12 protein-coding genes, 1 rRNA gene, 1 CRISPR repeat array and 1 other annotated feature are annotated in these 18,978 nt (G+C 46.0%); of the genes, 12 read left to right on the top strand and 1 reads right to left on the bottom strand.

From position 1 onward, the window contains the following. The first annotated feature begins 16 nt into the window (after positions 1-16). The 6 genes from rrf to AAHF22_RS21600 all read left to right on the top strand — a co-directional run bounded on the left by rrf (position 17) and on the right by AAHF22_RS21600 (position 8,339). Positions 17-133 (top strand): 5S ribosomal RNA (rrf, locus tag AAHF22_RS21625). A 477-nt stretch (positions 134-610) separates the two neighbouring features. Next, entirely contained in the window at positions 611-2,419 is a 1,809-nt protein-coding gene (locus AAHF22_RS21620; protein ID WP_347327074.1) for a sensor histidine kinase, read from the top strand. A gap of 591 nt (positions 2,420-3,010) precedes the next feature. Further along, positions 3,011-3,254 (bottom strand) — a sequence feature (23S ribosomal RNA rRNA prediction is too short). Positions 3,255-3,447: 193 nt separating this feature from the next. Continuing rightward, positions 3,448-4,221: a response regulator transcription factor gene (locus tag AAHF22_RS21615; protein WP_347327073.1), complete on the top strand. Its 774-nt coding sequence runs from the start codon at positions 3,448-3,450 to the stop codon at positions 4,219-4,221. Between the two features lie 958 nt (positions 4,222-5,179). Next, entirely contained in the window at positions 5,180-6,511 is a 1,332-nt protein-coding gene (locus AAHF22_RS21610; RefSeq protein WP_347327072.1) for an extracellular solute-binding protein, read from the top strand. Between the two features lie 43 nt (positions 6,512-6,554). Further along, the gene (locus tag AAHF22_RS21605; protein WP_347327071.1) at positions 6,555-7,433 is read left to right on the top strand and encodes a carbohydrate ABC transporter permease; all 879 of its coding nucleotides are present in this window, start codon (positions 6,555-6,557) and stop codon (positions 7,431-7,433) included. A 15-nt stretch (positions 7,434-7,448) separates the two neighbouring features. Beyond that, complete coding sequence (locus AAHF22_RS21600) at positions 7,449-8,339, top strand: carbohydrate ABC transporter permease (RefSeq protein WP_347327070.1); 891 nt, start codon at positions 7,449-7,451, stop codon at positions 8,337-8,339. Positions 8,340-8,771: 432 nt separating this feature from the next. Continuing rightward, a CRISPR array of direct repeats spans positions 8,772-9,877; the repeat unit is 32 nt; unit sequence GTCACTCTCCGTGCGAGAGTGTGGATTGAAAG. A gap of 122 nt (positions 9,878-9,999) precedes the next feature. On the opposite strand, the gene serS is transcribed toward AAHF22_RS21600, so the two are convergent. Further along, complete coding sequence (gene serS / locus AAHF22_RS21595) at positions 10,000-11,415, bottom strand: serine--tRNA ligase (RefSeq protein WP_347327069.1); 1,416 nt, start codon at positions 11,413-11,415, stop codon at positions 10,000-10,002. Positions 11,416-12,075: 660 nt separating this feature from the next. Between serS and AAHF22_RS21590 the strand changes: the two genes are divergently transcribed. The 6 genes from AAHF22_RS21590 to radA all read left to right on the top strand — a co-directional run bounded on the left by AAHF22_RS21590 (position 12,076) and on the right by radA (position 18,973). Further along, positions 12,076-12,453 (top strand): hypothetical protein, encoded by a 378-nt coding sequence (locus tag AAHF22_RS21590; RefSeq protein ID WP_347327068.1) that lies wholly within the window; start codon positions 12,076-12,078, stop codon positions 12,451-12,453. 340 nt (positions 12,454-12,793) lie between these two features. Further along, complete coding sequence (locus AAHF22_RS21585; RefSeq protein ID WP_250345602.1) at positions 12,794-13,252, top strand: CtsR family transcriptional regulator; 459 nt, start codon at positions 12,794-12,796, stop codon at positions 13,250-13,252. A 26-nt stretch (positions 13,253-13,278) separates the two neighbouring features. Next, positions 13,279-13,806, top strand: coding sequence for a protein-arginine kinase activator protein McsA (gene mcsA / locus AAHF22_RS21580; protein WP_347327067.1), 528 nt, complete (start codon positions 13,279-13,281; stop codon positions 13,804-13,806). A gap of 13 nt (positions 13,807-13,819) precedes the next feature. Continuing rightward, complete coding sequence (gene mcsB, locus AAHF22_RS21575) at positions 13,820-14,893, top strand: protein arginine kinase (RefSeq protein WP_347327066.1); 1,074 nt, start codon at positions 13,820-13,822, stop codon at positions 14,891-14,893. A gap of 19 nt (positions 14,894-14,912) precedes the next feature. Further along, positions 14,913-17,384, top strand: a complete 2,472-nt coding sequence (clpC, locus tag AAHF22_RS21570; protein ID WP_347327065.1) for an ATP-dependent protease ATP-binding subunit ClpC — start codon at positions 14,913-14,915, stop codon at positions 17,382-17,384. A 212-nt stretch (positions 17,385-17,596) separates the two neighbouring features. Beyond that, a complete protein-coding gene (gene radA / locus AAHF22_RS21565; RefSeq protein ID WP_347327064.1) occupies positions 17,597-18,973 on the top strand; it encodes a DNA repair protein RadA in 1,377 nt (458 codons plus the stop codon). The last annotated feature ends 5 nt before the right edge of the window (positions 18,974-18,978 follow it).

Raw genomic sequence — 18,978 nt, 5'->3', positions numbered from 1 at the left:
GCTTCGAAAACCAACGTTTGGTGATGATGGCGGAGGGGTTCCACACGTACCCATCCCGAACACGACCGTTAAGCCCTCCAGCGCCAATGGTACTTGGACCGCAGGGTCCTGGGAGAGTAGGACGTCGCCAAGCAACAGAAAGAGAGACACGATCTATACAGATCGTGTCTTTTTTGTTATGGATTTTTGGTATAATTTGTTGGTATAGTTATTGGATTTGTTGGCACCGCTGTCTGGGTAGGGCTGTTTTTAGTCTAGTTGTCTGTAGATCTGTAGAGACGTCTTTAGAATGAGACGGTTTGTTGAAGAAGAATAAGATAGTAGGGGAATGAGGTTTATAGTACGGCTTTATTGTTCGATCGATATGTTCTATTATAAGACTTTCTGCTATTCTTACCTTTAATTGTATATTACATAATAGAGTACTCTGCGTTATGCTAGAGGATAGAATTAAGGCAGCAGTAATAAAGAGTCTTAAAGAGCCTTGAAAATCACTAAAGAGCACTAAAGAGCATTAAAGAGAATTAAAGAGCACTAAAGAGCACTAAAAAATACAAAATAATACTAAAGAACATTTCTGGCACTTAAAGCAAAAAGAAAGGCGATGAATATGCTGCATGTATTGAGGAAATGGAATACGCTTCGTAATCAGGTACTGTTTGTATTTTTGTTTGTGATGGTGATTGTGTTGTTGATTGTCAGTGTGATGACGTTTCGGCCGATCTCGTCGATGTTACAGGCGAATACGGAGCATCAGATTCAGCAGGTAGCGGTAGAGGCGAATGGACGGTTTGAGTCGTTATATGAACAGGTGAATATGGTATCCAAACTAGTCACGACGAATGAGAATGTACAAAATGTACTGCTGCGTCGATACCATAACAATGATGTATCGTTTAAAGATCGACAGCAGCTTAAAGGAATTGTGAACACGATCCAGGCTAATTCCGATGGCATCTCTTCATTTGAACTGTATACGAAGCAGTCGGAGCGTATTTTACCGCTTGATGGGGTGAGTCCAACCGGGCGTCTAACAGAAGAGTGGATTGCCAGAGCAGATCAGGCAGGCGGGCGATTAGTATGGATTGGCGATGATCCAACGGATAAGAACTATTTTCTGGCGATTCGACGGGTGAATTTGATGGAACAGCATTATACGACAGGTGGCTATTTGCTCGTGAGCATGTATCGTTATTATTTCCAATTTGCTAATCAGCAGCTGGCCAGTGCGGCGGATCAGTATTCGATTTTGCTAGGACAGAATATGGAGACGATTAATTCCAATTATAACGGGCCGCTGACCGAGATTGTTGATCATCCACAGCAGATGCCGATCGTGGAACTGGATGAACAGCAATATATTATGGCAAGGCAGTTGTCGGCTATTACCGGTTGGACCGTTTTAATACTGACTCCTGTAAGCGCTTTATATGAAAGTATTCATGTATTACGCAACGGGATTGTATATGCAGGGGTAATTGGGATCGCTATTTATTTTGTCTGTTCGTATTTTCTATCGACGCTAATTACGAAGCCGATTGTACGCTTAACGCATACGATGCAGCAGGCGATTGCAGGGCCGATGACGCTGAATCCAAAGATTAATACAGTAAATGAGATCAACGAATTGAACAGTACCTATAACCAGCTGGTCAAAGAAACGAATCATTTGATCAAAATGGTATATGAAAAAGAAATTACGCGCAATCGTAGTGAACTTAAAGCTTTGCAGGCACAGATCAATCCGCATTTTTTATTTAACGCATTGGATGCACTTCGCTGGTCATTGGAGGATAAGGATCAGGAGGGACTGGCAGAGCAGGTTGTAGCGATGTCTAACTTATTCCGCTATACGATTACCCGGCAGAATGATGATGAATGGGTGATGCTGCGAGATGAGTTACGGCATATCGATAACTATATGGAAATTATGAAGATGCGTTTTGGTGAGCGATTGCATTATCATGTTCAGGTACAGGATGAAGCATTATATGTACGCATTCCACGTCTGCTCATTCAGCCATTAGTGGAAAATGCAGTTTTGCATGGAGCTGGTAATAAGAAAGGGGACAGTACGATTACGATATCGACTGGACCTCATTACGAGCATGGACAATTACAGATTATTGTACAGGATGATGGGCCAGGCATGTCGTGCGAGCTGCTGGAACGAGTGCAGCGTTCGATGGAAAATGGCGGGTTTTCCGCTTATACGAATACAGCAGAGGGACAGGCAGTAAAGAGTGAATCCGGCGATGCGAAAGGGAATGGTATTGCGCTATCTAATGTGTACCAGCGGCTACAGCTCTATTTTCCAGAACACGAGGGATCACGCATTCATATTGAAAGTCAGCCTGGCACGGGTACACGGATTATGTTGGAGATTCCATTTCATGGGGTTGAATTGCGACATGGATAGAAGACGAGATGGATTGGGGACGAGACGGTTAGAGAAGGAGGGTCATCGTTTATTGTTTATCTGTTCTGGCATAGCAGAGTGAAAAGAGGGTGTTTTTAGCGAAAGAAGAATGGGATAGTGGTATGAAAGTGGAACGATATTTCACTGAATTACGTGTAGGCATAGCAGTTGTGTTGCTGTTTCGTTAGAAGTGCAGATTAAATATAGAACTGCATCTTTGCTTGATTGGAATTGCAGATGAGATAAGAGAGCATATTGTTGCTTGATTGGAATTGCAGGTGAGATAAGAGAGCATATTGTTGCTTTATTAGAATTGCAGGTGAGATAAGAGAGCATATTGTTGCTTTATTAGAATTGCAGGTGAGATAAGGGAGTATATTGTTGCTTTGTTAGAATTGCAGGTGAGATAAGAGAGCATATTGTTGCTTTGTTAGAATTGCAGATGAGATAAGGGAGCATATTGTTGCTTGATTGGAATTGCAGATGAGATAAGAGAGCATATTGTTGCTTTATTGGATTACAGAGGAGACATGATAGTGTATCGCTGTTCTGTTGGAAATACGCTTGAGTTGCAGCGGCTGTAGTGTTATTTCGCTGCAAATTGGTCAGTTCTATGTATTGCTATGCTTCCACCTCGAACTTATCTACCTCGTCGTCTTCAAGGGGACTTACGAATTGGGAAATCTTATCTTGAGGGGGCTTCACGCTTAGATACTTTCAGCGCTTATCTCTTCTGCACGTGGCTACCCAGCGATACTCCTGACGGAACAACTAGTATACCAGCGGTGCGTCATCCCGATCCTCTTGTACTAGTGTGTGTAGCTGAGTAAGGTCAGTGAGCGATCTACTGTTGCTTCGCTATAAGTGTGATTTAGGATGAAAAGTGTACCGTTCTTTCATCGGAAGTACAGTTACCGCATGTACGTAAGTGCTTCAAACTAAAGAGTCTAACATGATATTTAATGGACTTAATCGACTTAATGGACTCAATCGACTCAATCGACTTATGTGATCAAAGGAGGAAACGCATGTACAGCAAAACGATTTTGATTGTAGATGATGAGCCACGTACACGGCAGGGGTTAAAAAAAGTGCTGGATCAGTGGTGTGAAGGTCGGTATCAGGTGATCATGGCTGAAAATGGCGAGGAAGCGATCGGTATTGTGAGTCGGCAACAGGTGCATGTGTTGTTAACGGATATTCGGATGCCGGAAATGACCGGGCTATCGATGCTACAGCAGATTCGGGCACAGGGACAGTCGCCGGTTGTGATTTTGATCTCAGCGTACTCGGAATTTGCCTATGCGCAGGAGGCGATTCGGCTAGGTGTTGTAAATTATATGCTCAAGCCGATTAGCAAATCAGATTTGATCGATGCAGTCGAAGCTGCACTCGGTGTGGAAGCCAAACAATCGCGTGCGACCATCATTGAGAAAGTTGTCGATGATCGACTTGTACAGGTGAATGAGAAAAGTCAGACCGCAGGCGAACGTATTCGGGAGGCAATGCATTATATCGATACCCATTTGCAGGAGGAACTGACGTTAAAAGAACTGGCGGACTATATTCATTTGAATCCGAGTTATTTGAGCGTGCTGTTTAAAGAGCAGGTGGATTTGACCTTCAGTGAATATGTGACCCGTCAGCGGATGCAGCGTGCAAAAGAGTTGCTCATTTCCACAGGTTTGCCAATAGGTGATATCGCGGAGCAATCGGGATATCGAACGGCGAAATATTTTATTAAAATTTTCAAAGAGCTGGAAGGTGTGACGCCGAGTACGTATCGTAAATCTGTGCGTTGAGAGATAGGTAGAACAGATAGGATTAAAGTTGGTGTTATTTCTATTTGTATCTATGTATTTTTGAATGCTGCTCTAGTGGAGACTATAAACGGCGAGTTTATCTACGTATAGAGATGATCACCTATTAAAATGGATTAGTATGAGCTTCTATTTACGAAATGAGGAAGTGTAATTAAGCCCGCAGGAGTTTGTAAGATGCCTGGAATAGAGAGAAGTGGATACCGGAAAAGGATAGCTTCCAGTGTTAGCGATTTTCTAACACGAGGTTGAACGAAAAGGATTTTTGCAAAGCAAAATATCGTACTGTTTCCAGTGTTAGCGATTTTCTAACACGAGGTTGAACGAAAAGGATTTTTGCAAAGCAAAATATCGTACTGTTTCCAGTGTTAGCGATTTTCTAACACGAGGTTGAACGAAAAGGATTTTTGCAAAGCAAAATATCGTACTGTTTCCAGTGTTAGCGATTTTCTAACACGAGGTTGAACGAAAAGGATTTTTGCAAAGCAAAATATCGTACTGTTTCCAGTGTTAGTGATTTTCTAACACGAGGTTGAACGAAAAGGGATTTTTGCAAAGCAAAATATTATACTGCTTCCAGTGTTAGTGATCTCCTAACACGAGGTGGAATGAGCAGGTAATTTTACCGCAGAATAATATTCACTTCTTTTGAGTACGGCAATCTACTCTGTCATCCTTATTTATAGATTCGTATGCAAGACCGGTGTTCGCCTCGTATTTTTGCTTATAGTGATAGATGCTCTAAGAAACCCGTTCGCGCATACACGATTCACATCATCGACTCTGTTCATGATGTAATGGGGATCATTCCGCTTAAACTACCAAATGTCCAAACAAAAGAGAATTTTTACCAATCGTTGTTGCCTTATGTGGACTCGGGCCAACTGCTAGACTTGAGTTATAGTCAAACGGCTATGAACCCACAAAGGAGGTAGTTTCATTGTTTAAAAAGAAAGCGCTTCCCCTTATATTGGCTGTATTGTTTATAATGTCTTTTATCCTTGCAGGCTGTGGTTCTTCTGCCAATAGTACGGATGGAAGTAATGCTGCTGGCAATGGTGGACAGACGGTGATCAAATTTATGCATCTGTGGCCGGAAGGTAGCTCGAAAGCACAGTATACGATCGTGAATGATATTATTGCAGATTATGAAAAGCAGCATCCGGACGTGAAAATTCAGACGGAAATTCTCGGTAACGATCAGTATCGCGAAAAGCTAAAAGTCCTTGCTTCTTCCAATGAGCTTCCAGACGTAGGGATGACGTGGTCAGATGGTTTTTTGAAGCCTTATGTGGAAGGCCAACTGTTCACACCGCTGGATGATGTGATTGATGCGAACCTCAAGGATGCCTTTATCCCGGGTGTGAAGGAATCGTACGCAATTGATGGCAAAACATACGGCATGCCGCTGGAGCTGAACATTTCTTACATTTTCTACAACAAGGAAATCTTTAAGAAATATAATCTCCAGGTACCTAAAACATACACAGAATTCAAAAACATCGTGAATACGTTAAATCAAAATAAAGTCATTCCAGCCGCGGTAGGGAACAAGGAAGGCTGGCCAGGTTCATTCTGGTTTATGTATCTGGCAGATCGCATCGGTGGCCCGACGATTCTAACGGATGTGATTCAAGGGAAACGTAGCTTTACTGATCCAGATATTTTGAAAGCAGCGACTGAGGTACAAAATCTGGTCGACATGAACACATTTGAAAAAGGGAATAGCGGCCTGTCCAATGATGAAGCGAAAGGCTATTTTATGAACGAGCAAGCAGCGATGTTCCTGACGGCAACATGGGAGCTACCAAACTATACGACAAGCAAGGATGTACCACAGGAATTTAAGGACAAGATCGGTTATTTCAAATTCCCACTGTATGAAGGTGGAAAAGGAACAGATATGAACAGCTATGTGGGCGGACCAGGTGTAGGTCTGTTCGTAGCGGATCACTCTCAGGTGAAGGAACAGGCGAAAGATTTTGCTGCCTTTTTGGTAAAAGAGTGGGGCAATAAATCGGTGACTGATGCAGGTGTGATTCCGGCGACGAAGGTCGATACAGCGGATAAAAAGCTGGACCCGATGTACGTGGCGATTTTGAAAGATTTGAGTGAGGCTTCCAACGTAACGACGTACTTTGATACTCAGGCAAGTCCGAATGTGGCGGAACTGCATCATGATCTGATCGCAGCGCTGTTCGGCAAGCAGATTACACCACAGCAATTTGTCGATCAGACGGCAGCTGCGCTGGAAGAGGAAAAGCAGCAATAATGCCGTTGCACTGTGGAATGGGATCAAAGGGAGGCAATCGATTATGAAGGCTGTTATGTCCAACAGAGCTGCGATTGCGATGTACGTGCTACCAGCACTGTTACTAATTATGGTCATTATCTATGTCCCGCTTGTGCTTACCGGCTATTATGGGATGATGGATTGGAAAGGCTTTGCGCCGATGAAATTTATCGGATTGGGCAATTACAACAAGCTGATCCATGACTCAATGTTTTGGAAAAGCACGTATCATTCGGTACTGCTCGGCATCTTCTCCACGCTTAGCCTGTTCATCTATCTGGCGGTATCGATGGTGCTGGCAAGCCAGATCAAAGGCGCTAATCTGTTTCGTAAAATTTATCTGATTCCGATGCTGCTGTCTTCGGTCGCGATTGCACAGCTATGGTCGAAAATTTATGATCCCGCCAACGGGATGCTAAACAATCTGTTGATGGCATTTGGCGTAGAAAATCCGCCATTATGGCTGTCTGATCCGAATATCGTGCTCTATTCGATCTTCGTGCCGATTGTGTGGCAGTATGCAGGATTTTACATCATTATTTATTATGCAGCACTGAAAAATGTGTCAGAAGAAGTGGTCGAGGCAGCGACGATTGATGGGGCGACGGCATGGCAGGTGGCAACACGTGTAAAGCTACCGCTCATCGCTCCGGTATTCAAGGTGACGATCATTCTGGCACTGGTCGGATCGTTAAAATATTTTGACCTGATCTTCGTCATGACCGGCGGTGGGCCGAACCATGCGAGTGAGGTGATGGCTTCGTATATGTATGGTGAAGCATTCAGTAAATATAATTTCGGGTACGGAAGCGCGATTGGTTTTGCTTTACTGGTGATCTGTCTGCTGATGACCTGGCTCATTCGTAAACTGACGGCATCGAGCGAAGATGTCCAATACTGAGGAGGGAATGGACAGATGAGTGAAATTGCTGCACGTAAGCGATCCGATGCAGACTCGGGCGCAGGGGTGAAAACAAGATGGGCAGGACGACTCGGCTTTGGCATATTGTATCTGGTGTTGGGAATTTTGGCAGTGATTCAGATCTATCCGCTGCTGTGGTTGTTTCTGTTCTCGCTCAAGACCAATCAGGAAGTGTTCGGCATGTCGCCCTTTGCACTGCCGCAACATCCGCAATGGAGCAATTATCCGAAGGTATGGAGTCAGGGACATATTAATCTGTATTTTCTAAATAGCGTCTGGTATACGGTGGCGGCCGTTGTGTTGACGATTGTGCTGGCAAGCTTTGTGACGTTTGCGATTACGCGCATGCACTGGAAGCTGAGCAAGCTAGTACTGGGGTTGTTTATTATCGGTTTGATGATTCCGCTGCATTCGACATTAATTCCGTTGTTTAACTTTTTTAAACATGTGAATCTGATTGATAATCCGCTCTCGGTCATTTTATCGTATACAGCGTTTAATTTGCCGGTGACGATTATGATCCTGCTCGGCTTTTATCAGGCGATTCCGCGTGAGATTGAGGAAGCAGGTGTGATCGATGGCTGTTCGGTGCATCGGATCTTTTTCCGCATCGTACTGCCGCTTACAACACCGGTCATTGCGACGACGGCGATCATTAATATGATCTACAACTGGAATGAGTTTGTGTTTGTGAATACATTTATTAGCTCGGATCGTTGGAAAACGCTGACGGTTGGGGTGAACAACTTTGTCGGGCAGTATTTGACGGATTGGGGCGCGATTGGCGCAACGCTGATGATTAGTATTATTCCGATTCTGGTAGCATTTTTGCTGCTGAGTAATCGGATTGTGGAAGGGTTGGCGGCTGGATCGGTGAAAGGGTAAGAGACAGCATATAGATTACCAGATGTGCGGTATGTAGTTTGGGAATTGGTTGAAAATTAGTTGGGAATTTAGAAGGATTGTATATTGTATCATGATGAAACTGAGTTGCTTCGATGTAAGAAGCGGCTCGGTTTTTTCTGTTGTAAGTATTATGTATGTGGTTGTGTAGGAGAATCGTTTTGGAGTGAGTTGATAGTAGAATGACTGAGTATTGTGGAAATGAAGAGGTATGTATTGAAGTGATATGATAGGAGATTTGAAAAAGCGCGAACCCTAAGCGCACATGAAATCCCTGGGAGGTTCGCACTCCTTGCTACACAAGGGATTTCAGGATTTTAGTTGTTTTTTGTCACCATTTTCAGTAGTCTAAAAAAGAGGTTCGCGATTTTATGGCATTTTCCCCTTGTTATATAAGGGGTGAGAGTAGGTACAGTCACTCTCCGTGCGAGAGTGTGGATTGAAAGACCGAACAGCTCAGAGATACGACCGCCTGCGAGACGTCACTCTCCGTGCGAGAGTGTGGATTGAAAGCAGTATATCAGGAATACAATATCAAACAGGCGGTCGTCACTCTCCGTGCGAGAGTGTGGATTGAAAGTTAGAGAACACCACACGGCGCGCTTTGCGCCAGGTCACTCTCCGTGCGAGAGTGTGGATTGAAAGGTATTTTTGAATCACATCACTTCTAGTTTCTGCAAGTCACTCTCCGTGCGAGAGTGTGGATTGAAAGAAAGGAGTGATAACATGTTTGGATTAACAGGATTGTCACTCTCCGCGCGAGAGTGTGGATTGAAAGGGATGAGGATGGAGAGCCGCTCACCTTTACGGTAGAGTCACTCTCCGCGCGAGAGTGTGGATTGAAAGTTTTGTGATCGTCTCGACCGGGACATTAAAAGTACGAGCGTCACTCTCCGCGCGAGAGTGTGGATTGAAAGACGTTGCTGAGAAGTACGCTAGTGATCTGGCGACGTCACTCTCCGTGCGAGAGTGTGGATTGAAAGACTAGAGGGTCAGCGTGACTGGGACAAGCTAAATTTGTCACTCTCCGTGCGAGAGTGTGGATTGAAAGTAATGAGCAAGAAAAAGTAGACCAGTCAAAAGCTGTCACTCTCCGTGCGAGAGTGTGGATTGAAAGAAATTGATTGAGGTTTTTAGCAGACATTTCTTCAACGTCACTCTCCTTGCGAGAGTGTGGATTGAAAGTTGTCCATGTTGCAATCTGGTGATGTATTCGCACTAGTCACTCTCCTTGCGAGAGTGTGGATTGAAAGAATAGCGTAATCTCGATCTTTTTGCAGTTTTAATAAGTCACTCTCCGTGCGAGAGTGTGGATTGAAAGTATTGTAAAATCGTAACCTGCTTTGTATCCCTTAGTCACTCTCCGCGCGAGAGTGTGGATTGAAAGACCTACTGTACTCAAAGTGCAGAAACCAAATACAGTCACTCTCCGTGCGAGAGTGTGGATTGAAAGGCCCCAGCATAATCACTCTCGTAAAGAGATTATGTGTCACTTTCCGTGCAAGAGTACCGATTAAAAGACTAAACAAAACAGAATATTTCCTCAATCTGCCCTAACCTACTTGCATACAAAAAGCCCGCATCGATGCGGGCTTTTTAGCTTATAACAGAAGATCCAACTTTATTCCGCAAATTCTGGCTTCTATTCAATCTGCTCCAACCCATTCAAATACGGACGCAATGCCACTGGAATATAAATGCTTCCATCTTCCTGCTGATGATTTTCCAGCAATGGGATCAGAATACGCGGCGATGCAACAGCGGTATTATTCAGCGTATGGCAATAGCGAAGCTCGCCATCCCCTGTCCGATAACGAATATTTGCGCGCCGTGCTTGAAAGTCATGCAAATTCGACGACGAATGGGTTTCGCCGTATGCCTGACGACCCGGCATCCATGTTTCGATATCGTATTGTTTGTACGTTTTTTGCGACATGTCTCCGATACAGACAGCTACAACCTGGTAAGGCAGTTCTAGCAATTGCAGCAGTTGTTCAGCATTGTTGGTAATTTCCTGATGAATCTGCTCCGAGTGCTCGGGATCGGCTTCGCAGACAATAACCTGTTCGACTTTGGCAAATTGGTGCACACGGTACAGTCCGCGCACATCTTTACCTGCCGAGCCGACTTCACTACGGAAGCTTTGCGAAGCGGCTGCTAGTTTGATTGCTCCCTCGCTCAGATCAACGATCTCATTTTGATAATACGAGACGAGGGCGACCTCCGACGTGCCGGTTAGCCAGTGGTCTTCGCCTTCAATTTTGAACGTCTGGTCGATACCGAGTGGGAAGAAGCCGGTATTTTGCAGTGCGGCGCTTCTAACCATCATCGGTACTTCCAGCGGCGTATACCCTTTATCCAGTAGCAGATCGAAGGCTAGTTGCTGTACCGCACGATGCAGCAACACACCTACCCCTGTTAAATAATACTGGCGGCTACCGCTGACTTTAACCCCTCTCGTCGTATCAAATAAACTATGCATTTCACCCAGCTCCACATGATCTCGAATCGGAAAAGTAAAATCAGGCACGGCGCCACATTGCTTCAGTACCACATTGTCTGCATCTGATTGTCCATCCGGTGTATCGGGCGAAACGATATTCGGTACGAGATTCATCCAGGTGTGATACTGCTGTTGAAGCTGTTCCGCTTCAGGTTCTAAACGCTGCAATTGCTCGTTGATGTCTTTGACTAGCAGACGGAGTTGTTCAGGATCGTTTGCAGTCTCGACCGTAGTAGCTTGTTCAGCCGAATGATCGACTTGACCTCGCTCGGCATTGGCTACTTGTTGCTGAACTTCAGCAGGTGTATTCGTACTAGTCGCCTCAGTCATCGCTGTGTTTGCTGTTGTGGCATTAGTTTGCGGCTTTTTCATCTGTGTGCCAATCTGACGAGTGAGCCGATTGCGCTGCTGTCGTAACTGCTCAATTTGTTGCATCAACCGATTCCGCGCCGCATACGTCTGTAACAGCTCGTCAATCGAAAGCTGAATATGCTTTCGGTTGGCAATATCCTGTAGTCGTGCTGCTTGCTGTTGAATGTACTGAATGTCTAACATCGTATTCGCTCCCTTGTGGATGGGCAGTAGGTGACTGCCACTTATTTTATAAAACACAAAGAGCGCTCCTCATCAACTTGGGACGAGGAGCGCTCTGCTCGCGGTGCCACCCAATTTAATCAGAGACGATGTCTCCGATCCACTCAGGTTCCGCGATAACGGGCGAATACCGTTTAACTTAGGGAGATTACTGCAACCGATCGTAACGCTAAAATAGCAGTAACACCTTGACGAGAACGCCTCCGGGTTGGATTCCCTTCACAGGCGATTTGCCGAATATGGATTTTGTCACAGTGTACAGGATCACAGAGGAAGCGTCAAGGGGGAGCAAGCGCAGCATAAACCCATAAACCATTTCTTAATACAGGCTCATATAAAGAAGGTCAAAGTGTAAGCGACATGTCGATATACTGCTGATGTAGGTGTACCGACCGTATGGGCGGCACCATAATATAGCTATAAACGGAAGCCTGAATTATCAAATTTGCGGGACGATGGATAAATGGTTACAATGCTCGGTATAGAAGCTGGAAAGTTACAAAAAATCAGACGTTTAAGCACATATTTAGCATGATCATTTTTAAAAATACATTGGAGTTGCTAACCGCTTACATAATCAATCTAGCCGTTTACATCGTCCATACCGAAGGAGCCATTGCTATGACTATACCGAAGCTCATTTATCAATACCGTGGTCCTAGAAATAACCCTGGCTATATTTTTAGCTCTGAAGAAGATGACGCTAAGCAGAAAAGTGAGTCGATGCTTTTCATATACAGCGATGATTTTGAATGTATTTTACCGATCGTTAAAGCGCAATATCCATTGATCGATCCGCGTACCGGAGAACAATATGACGCATTTGATCCTTGCTGGGATAATCCGATTTCAGCTGCGACATGGACGAATATACTTGAGGAACTGGATCATTGTATTCCAGAAAATGCAGACCAGCGTACATTTGTAGATCAGTTTACAGCCTGGATTCGATCCAAGCTGGCGCATACGGATACGATTATTATCGAAGGTACGTTATAAGAAAGTTACGTTATAGATGCAGTCTTGGCAAAACGGGATTTTATGGTATAATATTATAAAGTCAAAGAAAGTCAAAGTCAGCGAGCAATGGTGTTCATTTACCCTGATGAAAAGGAACGATTTTGTACTAGAACTCATCCTTTTCGTTGCACGTCGTATTTGAAAATCATAAATACTGGAAATGGATGTGGTAATGCCTGGAAATGGCGACCTAAATGTCACAATAACTGTGTTATGCATTCGTTTCTGACCATGAACGATATGGTTAATTGTTATTTATGTAGACTTTGATATTATCATTGACGAATTCATGTTTTGACTATACATGGAGGAGGATACGATGCGTAATATCTCCGACATTATCGAACAATATTTAAAACGCATGCTTCAAGAAGGCGAAGGCGCGCTGGAGATTCAGCGTAATGATCTAGCTGATCAATTTTCCTGTGTACCGTCACAGATCAATTATGTGATCAGCACGAGATTCACATTGGAAAAGGGCTATCTGGTAGAAAGTAAGCGTGGTGGTGGCGGTTATATCCGTATTCGGCGGATTGAGCTACCGGCGCAATCGACAATTCATACTCATATCCATGAAAGTATCGGTCAGAGTATGAGCCAGAGTGCTGCGGAGGGGCTGATTTATCAGCTGCTGGAGGCACGGTTGATCTCCAAACGTGAGTCTGAACTGATGCGTGCGGTTGTATGTAGAGATGTCATTTCAATCAATCTTCCCTATAGAGATGAAGTCCGTGCAAGAATGATGAAAGCGATGTTGATCGCTTTGCTCGGCTCTTAATCACTCGGGAGAAGGGGGTTATTTGAATGATTTGTCAGGAATGCCAGCAACGGCCGGCTACCCTGCATTTCACCAAAATCGTAAATGGCGAAAAGACTGAATTTCACATTTGCGAACATTGTGCGCGTGAAAAGGGCGAGCTGATTCCGGGCACTTCCGGAGGCTTTTCCATCCACAATCTGTTGTCTGGATTAATGGATTTTGATGCAGGAAATAAAGCGAAGATCGCTGGAATGCCGCCAGCACAGCAACTGCAATGTCCGGAATGCGGAATGACCTATGCACAATTCCGTAAGCTCGGACGATTTGGTTGCAGCTCCTGTTACCAGACGTTTGACGGCCAGCTTGATCCGATGCTCAAGCGTGTACATGGCAGTACCGCCCATGCAGGTAAGTTGCCAGCGCGTGCAGGTAAACAGATTAAAGTGAGACGGCAGGTTAATGATCTACGCCAGCAGATGAAGCAGCGTATTGCCGAAGAGGAATTTGAACAGGCAGCGCAGCTCAGAGATCAGATTCGCGAGCTGGATAAGCAAATTTCACAGGAGTTGTAAGGAGGAATGACGTATGCCGAATCTCCGTTTTACCGAAAAGCCTTTGAGTGAATGGATGCAAAAGGGCGGAGATTACTCGGATGTTGTAATCAGCAGCAGGGTGCGTATTGCCCGCAATCTGGTGCATCAGCCATTCCCGATTATCGCTTCCACCGAGCAAGCTCAGCAGGTACGCGAACGATTGACCGCTGCGCTGCAAGATGAAGGCGTGCAGGCGCAGGGACCATTTGAGCCGCTTGTGCTGGATGAGCTGGATGATGTAGACAAGGAAGTTCTAATGGAAAAGCATCTGATCAGTCCGAATTTGATCAATGAATCACGCGCTGGCGCGGTATTGCTGGCGGAGAACGAATCGGTGAGCATTATGATCAATGAGGAAGATCATCTGCGTATTCAGTGTCTATATCCGGGCTTTCAATTGGAGGAAGCATGGCAACGCGCTACCGCAATTGATGATGCATTTGAGCGTGTGGTCGATTATGCGTTTGATGATCGGCGTGGTTATTTGACCAGTTGCCCGACTAACCTCGGTACAGGGCTGCGTGCTTCGGTTATGCTGCATTTGCCTGCACTGGCGATTATGAATCAGATCGGTCGTATTTTATCAGCGGTATCGCAGGTTGGTCTGGCGGTACGTGGATTGTACGGTGAAGGTAGCGAAGCACTCGGGAATATTTTTCAAATTTCCAATCAGATCACATTAGGATTATCTGAACAGGAGATTATTGATAATCTGCGCAGTGTGGTGATGCAGATTATCGAATATGAACAGCATGCGCGTAGTCGGCTGCTGGGCGAATCTCGCCTGCGTATTACTGACCGTATTATGCGCTCGTATGGAATTTTATCCTATGCGACGATGATGGATGCGAAGGAAGCATTTCAACGTATATCGGACGTAAGGCTCGGTGTGGATCTCGGTCTGATTGATCGGGCATCAGCAGGTCAAATGAATGAATTGCTGATTATGACACAACCGGGTTTCCTTCAGAAAACGTTCGGTGTTAAAATGGGATCAGGAGAACGCGATATGTACAGGGCGCAGATGATCCGCGATACACTAAGTGATGTACACGTAGCAGACTAAACCGTGGAGGTGCTTGAATATGATGTTTGGCAGATTTACGGAGCGGGCGCAAAAAGTCCTTGCCCTGGCACAGGAAGAAGCGGTTCGTCTCGGTCATAATAACATCGGTACAGAGCATATTTTGCTTGGATTAATTCGTGAAGGCGAAGGCATTGCTGCCAAAGCGCTGATTGGTCTCGGTCTTGGACTTGAAAAAATTCAGGACGAGGTAGAATCGCTGATTGGCCGCGGCCAGGAGCAACCTACCAACATTGCTTATACTCCGCGTGCGAAAAAGGTCATCGAGCTTTCGATGGACGAAGCGCGTAAACTTGGTCATACGTATGTGGGCACAGAGCATATCCTGCTCGGTCTGATCCGCGAAGGTGAAGGCGTAGCAGCCCGTGTACTGAACAATTTGGGCATTAGCCTGAACAAAGCGCGTCAGCAAGTGTTGCAGCTGCTGGGCAGCAACGAGGCGGTATCGAGCCATCATGGTACGCCTGCTAATGTGAGCACGCCAACGCTGGATAGTTTGGCACGCGACTTAACAGCGATTGCGAAAGACAGCAATCTTGACCCTGTGATCGGACGTAGCAAAGAAATTGAACGCGTAATTCAAGTTCTGAGCCGCCGGACGAAAAACAACCCGGTACTGATTGGTGAGCCGGGCGTTGGTAAAACTGCCATCGCCGAAGGTCTTGCACAAAAGATCATCAACAACGAAATTCCAGAAACGCTGCGTGACAAACGCGTCATGACGCTGGATATGGGTTCGGTTGTGGCCGGTACGAAATATCGCGGTGAGTTTGAAGACCGCCTCAAAAAAATCATGGACGAGATTCGCCAGGCTGGCAATATCGTACTGTTCATTGATGAGCTGCATACACTGATTGGCGCAGGTGGAGCGGAAGGTGCGATTGACGCATCCAACATTTTGAAGCCTGCACTGGCACGTGGTGAGCTGCAATGTATCGGTGCGACTACGCTGGATGAATATCGCAAATATATTGAAAAAGATGCCGCTCTGGAACGTCGCTTCCAACCGATTACAGTCGATCAGCCATCACCGGAAGAAGCGGTTCAGATTCTGATGGGACTGCGCGATCGTTACGAAGCCCATCACCGTGTGAAAATTACGGATGAAGCGATTGAGCAGGCTGTAAAACTGTCGGATCGTTATATCACCGATCGTTTCCTGCCGGATAAAGCGATTGACCTGATTGACGAAGCCGGTTCCAAAGTAAGATTGAACTCCTACACGGTACCGCCTAACCTCAAACAACTGGAAAGCCGTCTCGAAGATATCCGCAAGGAAAAAGACGCGGCTGTACAAAGCCAGGAGTTTGAAAAAGCGGCAGCTCTGCGTGATACCGAGCAGAAAATCCGTGAAGAGCTGGATACGACTCGCAATCAATGGAAAGAAAAACAAGGTCGTACCGACTCCGAAGTAACACCTGAGGACATCGCAGATATCGTAGCGAACTGGACCGGTATTCCGGTAACGAAGCTGAAAGAAGAGGAAACGGATCGTTTGCTCAACATGGAAAGCTTGCTGCATGAGCGTGTCATCGGCCAGGAAGAAGCTGTTGTCGCTGTCAGCCGTGCGATCCGTCGTGCTCGTGCTGGTTTGAAAGATCCGAAGCGTCCAATGGGTTCGTTTATCTTCCTCGGTCCTACTGGTGTTGGTAAAACTGAGCTGGCTCGTGCGCTGGCCGAATCGATGTTCGGTGACGAAAATGCGATTATCCGCATCGATATGTCCGAGTACATGGAGAAACATTCGACTTCCCGTCTCGTCGGGGCGCCTCCAGGATATGTAGGGTATGAAGAAGGCGGACAGCTGACCGAGAAAGTACGCCGTAAGCCATATTCCGTTGTACTGCTGGATGAGATCGAGAAAGCTCACCCGGAAGTATTCAACATTCTGCTGCAAGTGCTGGAAGATGGTCGTTTGACTGATTCCAAAGGTCGTGTCGTTGACTTCCGCAATACGCTGATCATTCTGACCTCTAACGTAGGTGCAGAAGCGATTCGCCGGAATACAACACTGGGCTTCACTGCTACGATTGATTCCGGTGCAGAATACAACAACATGAAGGGTAAAGTAACGGATGAGCTGAAACGCCACTTCCGTCCAGAGTTCCTGAATCGGATCGACGATGTGATCGTATTTCACTCATTGGAAGAAAAGCATATCGCTCAGATCGTTACACTCATGTCGGAAGAGCTGCGCAAGCGTCTGCGTGAATACTCGGTTGACTTTACACTGACCGATACCGCGAAAGCATTCCTCGCGAAGGAAGGCTTCGATCCTGCATACGGTGCACGTCCACTGCGTCGTGCGATCCAGAAGCATATTGAGGACCGTCTGTCCGAAGAGTTGCTGACCGGAAATGTTACGAAAGGCGATCATCTGATCATTAATGAGAAAGATGGTGCACTGACTGTGGAGAAGGTTGAACCTTCCGAGCAGACAGACGAAATATCGGCTAACCAGACGAAGTCCTAATCGATCGATTAGAACAGCTCGTCTTTCACGAAAGCATCGTAAAAATAAAGGTTGGTTCCAAAGGCAATTCTGCCCGCGGAACCAACCTTTTTAATGTTATAATAAAATAGACTGCAAAATATTGTCTGCTATTGCCGGATGATGTCCGTAAGTAGCACTAAAATAAATGAAATGTTAACATCAAGTTAACGTATAAATAGAAAGGGACGTCCATGGCAAAAGTAAAAACGAAATTTTTCTGTACCGATTGTGGATATGAGTCACCGAAGTGGTATGGCAAATGTCCGGGCTGTCAGGCATGGAACACGATGATCGAGGAGAAAGAAACGACTGCGGTCAAGACACAGGGGATGAACTCCAGTCTGTTCCAGACACAAACGACGCAAAAAGCACAGGCGATTACCGATGTCGAAGCCGGTCAGGAGCCGCGCATTCAAACCGGTATTCAGGAGCTAAATCGTGTGCTTGGTGGCGGCGTAGTGCCAGGCTCGCTCGTGCTTGTCGGCGGTGATCCAGGGATCGGGAAATCGACATTATTGCTGCAAACTTCTCATGCGCTCACACAGGCAGGTTTGCGTGTGCTGTACATTTCAGGTGAGGAATCGGTACGTCAGACGAAGCTGCGTGCGGAGCGTCTGGGTGCATTGTCCAATGAGTTATTTGTATTGTGTGAAAGTAATATGGATCTGATCGAGGAAGCGATTGATAGTATTAATCCAGGTTTTCTCGTCATCGACTCGATACAGACGGTCTATCAGCCCGAAGTGACCAGTGCACCGGGTAGTGTATCGCAGGTGCGTGAATGTACATCACGCTTTATGCGTGTGGCCAAAATTCGCGGCATTGCGACTGTGCTCGTTGGTCATGTGACCAAAGAAGGTGCGATTGCTGGACCACGTATGTTGGAGCATATGGTTGACTGCGTGCTGTATTTTGAAGGGGAGCGTCACCATACGTACCGATTGCTGCGTGCCGTCAAAAACCGTTTTGGTTCAACGAATGAGATGGGTATTTTCGAGATGCATGAAGAAGGCTTGACCGAAGTGTCCAATCCATCCGAGCTGTTCCTATCTGAACGTGCGATGGGAGCGGCAGGTTCGACCGTTATTGCCAGTATGGAAGGGACGCGTCCGATGCTGGTAGAACTACAGGCACTCGTTGCAGCAACCCATTTTCCATCGCCAAGACGGATGGGAACAGGGATTGATAACAATCGCCTTGCCCTCATTATCGCGGTGCTGGAAAAGCGGATGGGCATGTTCCTCCAAAATCAGGATGCCTACCTGAACGTAGCTGGCGGCGTGCGGCTGGATGAACCGGCAGTCGATCTGGCAATTGCGGTCAGTCTCGCTTCCAGCTTCCGGGATGCACCAACTAAGCCGGATGATGTCGTATTTGGTGAAATTGGTCTGACCGGTGAAGTGCGTGCAGTCTCTAGGGCAGAACAACGGGTAAAGGAAGCGGCTAAGCTTGGTTTTAAACGGGTCATTATGCCGGAGAAAAGTATGAAGGGCTGGAAGCATCCAAAGGATATTCAATTAATAGGTGTCAATACGATAGCGGAAGCATTAAAGGCTGCGTTGGACTAGGGGGG

The organism is Paenibacillus wenxiniae (genome assembly GCF_039822605.1).
Lineage (GTDB): Bacteria > Bacillota > Bacilli > Paenibacillales > Paenibacillaceae > Saccharibacillus > Saccharibacillus wenxiniae.
Note: the sequence above shows the minus strand (reverse complement) of the source record. Positions and strands in the feature narration are given on the sequence as shown.

Excerpts from the sequence above, each read along its gene's own strand:
- radA (WP_347327064.1), top strand. The coding sequence starts at position 17,597 with ATGGCAAAAGTAAAAACGAAATTTTTCTGTACCGATTGTGGATATGAG.
- AAHF22_RS21600 (WP_347327070.1), top strand. The coding sequence starts at position 7,449 with ATGAGTGAAATTGCTGCACGTAAGCGATCCGATGCAGACTCGGGCGCA.
- serS (WP_347327069.1), bottom strand. The coding sequence starts at position 11,415 with ATGTTAGACATTCAGTACATTCAACAGCAAGCAGCACGACTACAGGAT.
- mcsA (WP_347327067.1), top strand. The coding sequence starts at position 13,279 with ATGATTTGTCAGGAATGCCAGCAACGGCCGGCTACCCTGCATTTCACC.
- AAHF22_RS21590 (WP_347327068.1), top strand. The coding sequence starts at position 12,076 with ATGACTATACCGAAGCTCATTTATCAATACCGTGGTCCTAGAAATAAC.
- AAHF22_RS21620 (WP_347327074.1), top strand. The coding sequence starts at position 611 with ATGCTGCATGTATTGAGGAAATGGAATACGCTTCGTAATCAGGTACTG.
- clpC (WP_347327065.1), top strand. The coding sequence starts at position 14,913 with ATGATGTTTGGCAGATTTACGGAGCGGGCGCAAAAAGTCCTTGCCCTG.
- AAHF22_RS21585 (WP_250345602.1), top strand. The coding sequence starts at position 12,794 with ATGCGTAATATCTCCGACATTATCGAACAATATTTAAAACGCATGCTT.
- AAHF22_RS21615 (WP_347327073.1), top strand. The coding sequence starts at position 3,448 with ATGTACAGCAAAACGATTTTGATTGTAGATGATGAGCCACGTACACGG.
- AAHF22_RS21605 (WP_347327071.1), top strand. The coding sequence starts at position 6,555 with ATGAAGGCTGTTATGTCCAACAGAGCTGCGATTGCGATGTACGTGCTA.
- mcsB (WP_347327066.1), top strand. The coding sequence starts at position 13,820 with ATGCCGAATCTCCGTTTTACCGAAAAGCCTTTGAGTGAATGGATGCAA.